This is a genomic window from Nocardia farcinica (assembly GCF_029867845.1).
In the GTDB taxonomy this organism is placed as follows: Bacteria; Actinomycetota; Actinomycetes; order Mycobacteriales; family Mycobacteriaceae; genus Nocardia; species Nocardia farcinica_A.
Map to the genome: position 1 here is coordinate 1 of NZ_JARWRU010000166.1, position 3132 is coordinate 3132.

The 3132-nt window shown below is 70.2% G+C and carries 3 protein-coding genes; 2 read left to right on the forward strand and 1 reads right to left on the reverse strand.

Translation table 11 applies throughout. The features are described 5' to 3' along the window. Positions 1 to 85: 85 nt before the first annotated feature. Positions 86 to 529 carry a winged helix-turn-helix transcriptional regulator gene (locus tag QH283_RS03390; RefSeq protein WP_280501558.1) on the forward strand — a complete coding sequence of 148 codons (444 nt, stop codon included), beginning with the start codon at positions 86 to 88 and terminating at the stop codon, positions 527 to 529. Positions 530 to 544: 15 nt separating this feature from the next. Here QH283_RS03390 and QH283_RS03395 read toward each other — a convergent pair whose 3' ends face one another. Next, positions 545 to 1801 carry a TerD family protein gene (locus tag QH283_RS03395; protein ID WP_280501559.1) on the reverse strand — a complete coding sequence of 419 codons (1257 nt, stop codon included), beginning with the start codon at positions 1799 to 1801 and terminating at the stop codon, positions 545 to 547. A 388-nt stretch (positions 1802 to 2189) separates the two neighbouring features. Between QH283_RS03395 and QH283_RS03400 the strand changes: the two genes are divergently transcribed. After that, positions 2190 to 3132 (forward strand): acyl-CoA dehydrogenase family protein (locus tag QH283_RS03400; protein WP_280501560.1); only part of this gene is annotated, 943 nt, incomplete at its 3' end.

Genomic DNA, 3132 nt, shown 5'->3' on the forward strand with positions numbered 1-3132 from the left:
CTGCTCCACAATGGAGGGGTAACTCTCCATGAGGAAGTAGGCACTTCGAAGTGCGTACCCCACCGCCGGGTGCGAAAGGACGACCATGACCACCATGACCGCGGCCCAGAAACGCGCCGAGCAGCGCACCGCCTACGACGCGTTCTTCTCCGACTGCCCCAGCAGACAACTGCTCGACCGGCTCTCCAGCAAATGGGTGGCGCTGATCTTGGCCGCGCTCGGCAGCGACGGCCCGCACGAACCGGGCGAACCCGCGGGCGAGCCGCGCGCCATGCGCTATTCGGAGCTGGCGAACCGGCTGGCGGGCGTCAGCCAGAAAATGCTCACCCAGACCCTGCGCGCGCTGGAACGCGACGGGATGCTCACCCGCACCGTCACCCCCACCGTGCCGGTCACCGTCACCTACGAACTCACCGACCTGGGGCTGTCGCTGCACCAGGTGATGCGCGGCATCAAGCTGTGGGCCGAGGAGCACATGGACGAGGTGCGGGCCAACCGCGAGCGCTACGACACGGCCGTCTCGTCCTGATCCGCCCGGAGCCGCTCACCCGGCGTCGAGGACGAACCGCTTGCCCGGATCGACCATCTTGCGCACCGTCGCGCCCTTCGCGTAGACGCCGAGCGCGGTCATGTTCCAGTTCCGCGGACCGCGCACGAGCATGGCCATGAAAACGCCCGTGGTCGGCTCGCCCTTCGACAGCTCGAAACGCACCAGCTCCTGACCGGTGTGGTCGTCGACCAGCCGGCAGTGCGCGCGGCCGACCTGATCGAACTTGTGGCCCGCGAAGGAGTTCACGGTGAAAACCAGGGCGTGCACCTCGGCCGGGAGCGCGCCGAGGTCGATGGTGATGACCTCGTCGTCGCCCTTGCCGTGGCCGGTCAGGTTGTCGCCGGAGTGACGGATCGCCCCGTCGTAGGCCTGCTGCTTCATGAACCAGACATTGACCAGCTTCTTGGCCCTGCGGTCGTAGGCGATCACCGAGGCGTCCAGGTCGATATTGCGCCCCACCGTCGCCGGATCCCAGCCGAGCCCCATGCGAACCCTGGTCAGCGGCGGAGCACCGGCCTTGGTGAGCGACACGGTCTCGTTCTTGCGCAGGGCGACCCGGCCTTTGTCCAGACTCACGGTCGGGCGACCGAAGACCGGCGGGCTCGCCGGGGCCTGCGCGGCCGGCGGCGGGAAGCCACTCCCCCCGGCCTGCCCGGGAACAGGCGGAACGGGCGGCGCCGCGGGGGCCGGGGTGGCGGGTGGCGCGAACCCGGGTGCGGCCGCGGGGGCAGCGGGTGGGGCGAATCCAGGGGCGGGCGGCTCGTCGTCGACGCTGATGCCGAAGTCGGTGGCGATCCCCGCGAGACCGTTCGCGTATCCCTGACCGACCGCGCGCACCTTCCACGCCCCCAGCCGCCGGTACAGCTCGACGGCGATCAGCGCGGTCTCGGCGCCCAGCCCGGTGGGGGTGAACGCGGCCAGTTCGGCGCCGGTCGTGTTGTCGCTCACCGTGATCCGCAGCGCCCCGGCCTGCCCCCAGTTCGCCGGACCGCTCCCGTCCAGGCTGGCGGTGACGACGACCTTCTCGATGTCGGCGGGCACCGAGGCGGGCACGATGCGCACCGCGTTCGGCGGAAGCACGTCCACACCGGGCGCGGAAGGCTGGTTGTAGAACACGAAATCGGCGTCCGAGCGCACCTTGCCCGATTCGGTCAGCAGCAGCGCGGCCACGTCGACCGGGGTCGAGGCGGCCACCGCCACCCGGACCTCCCCCGCCCCGACCGGAGCATTCGCGCCCTTCACCAGTTCCATGCCCTCACCCTTTCGCTCCGAGATCGCCCGCCGGTGGACAGTCCCCGCACCGGCGTCGCGTGCTCTCACCGTAGAGGGCGGATCACGATCTCGGCGACCTTCCTCGCGCGCCCGTCGATCACGCCGACCCCGCGGCGACCTCGGACGAGGCGGCGACCTCGTTCGACTCCGAATCGCCACGGATCGACCCCGACGCTGTGCCACACTCGGCACGAGCGGCACGGCCTGCCACGGCGACGAGGCGGCCCCGCCACCGGACCCGAGTCGTCACCGACAGAGCACGAGCGTTCACCGCCCTTCGGAGTATTGGCGACACAGGACGGGTAATGTATCAATCGTCTGTCGCCGCCGACCGGCCGCGAGCACCCGATCCACGAGAGGACCAGCCGTGCGCTCCGACCTGATCTCCCGCCGTGACCTGGAGTTCCTGCTCTACGAATGGTTGAAGGCCGAGGAGCTGACCGGGCGCGACCGGTTCGCCGACCACTCGCGGGAGACCTTCGACGGCTTCCTCGACCTCTGCGAAGACCTCGCCACCCGCTACTTCGCCCCGCACAACAAGCGCAACGACGCCGAGGAGCCGACCTTCGACGGTGAGAAGGTCACCATCATCCCCGAGGTCAAGGCGGCCATCGAGGCGTTCGGCAAGGCGAATCTGGTCGGCGCGGGGATGGACGAGACCGTCGGCGGCATGCAGCTGCCCTCGGTGGTGGAGGCGGCCGGGTTCAGCTGGTTCCAGGCCGCGAACGTGGGCACCACCGCCTACCCCTTCCTCACCATCGGCAACGCCAATCTGCTCGCGGCGCACGGCTCGGCCGACCAGGTGGAGCGCTTCGTCAAGCCGATGGTGGAGGGCCGGTTCACCGGCACCATGTGCCTGTCGGAACCGCAGGCGGGCTCTTCGCTGGCCGACATCGTGACCCGCGCCGAGCCCCGCGCGGACGGCACCTACCGGCTCTTCGGCGCCAAGATGTGGATCTCCGGCGGCGAGCACGACCTCACCGAGAACATCGTGCACCTGGTGCTGGCGAAGATCCCCGGCTCGCCCGCGGGCACCAAGGGCATCTCGCTGTTCGTGGTCCCCAAGCACCTGGTCGAGGCCGACGGTTCGCTGGGCGAGCGCAACGACGTCTCCCTGGCCGGGCTCAACCACAAGATGGGCTACCGCGGCACCGTCAACACCGCGCTGAACTTCGGCGAGGGCAGGCACACCCCGGGCGGTGAGCCGGGCGCGGGGGGGGGTATGTTAGGGGGGCCGCATACCCGGCCGGGCGACAATTTGCACAAGATTAACGAGGCCCCCCACCGCGGCGGGCACGGCGCCCCCCCGC

What these genes read in the sequence shown, in the direction of transcription:
- QH283_RS03390 (WP_280501558.1), top strand. Translation starts at nt 86, where the DNA reads ATGACCACCATGACCGCGGCCCAGAAACGCGCCGAGCAGCGCACCGCC.
- QH283_RS03395 (WP_280501559.1), bottom strand. Translation starts at nt 1,801, where the DNA reads ATGGAACTGGTGAAGGGCGCGAATGCTCCGGTCGGGGCGGGGGAGGTC.